The organism is Bacillus cereus group sp. BfR-BA-01524 (assembly GCF_022662595.1).
GTDB classification, from domain to species: domain Bacteria; phylum Bacillota; class Bacilli; order Bacillales; family Bacillaceae_G; genus Bacillus_A; species Bacillus_A thuringiensis_S.
On record NZ_JAKUDW010000303.1, the window covers coordinates 1 to 392 of the forward strand.

Consider the following 392-nt stretch of genomic DNA (forward strand, 5'->3'; position numbering starts at 1 on the left):
ATAAAGAAACGTTAGATGAGATGGAAAAACTTGTACAAACTTTACTGAAAAAACATTCAGTAGGTTGATGTTTCGTGTATAATACGATATTGGAGATCACTTCGTACTATTGAGGTAGCGAGTGTGAAATGAAGATAATTGATTGAAACTTTGGAGGGATAAAAATGAAAGTAGTAATAGCATCTGATCACGGCGGTATGAATATCCGCAAAGAACTTGTAAGTTTATTAGAAGAGTTAAATATTGAATATATTGATTTAGGTTGTGAATGTGAAGCTGGTTCTGTTGATTACCCTGACTTTGCGTTTCCGGCAGCTGAAATGGTAGCGAATGGTGAAGTAGATCGTGGTATTTTAGTTTGTGGGACAGGCATTGGTATGTCAATCGCAGCA

1 protein-coding gene and 1 pseudogene are annotated in these 392 nt (G+C 36.2%); both read left to right on the top strand.

Annotated elements, in window-relative coordinates; all coding sequences use genetic code 11:
• Positions 1–68 (top strand): annotated as a pseudogene (locus MR170_RS31175) (low molecular weight protein arginine phosphatase); the annotation flags it as partial.
• Positions 69–164: 96 nt separating this feature from the next.
• Positions 165–392, top strand: a 228-nt coding sequence (locus MR170_RS31180) for an RpiB/LacA/LacB family sugar-phosphate isomerase (RefSeq protein WP_242310686.1), incomplete at its 3' end; no start/stop codon positions are given.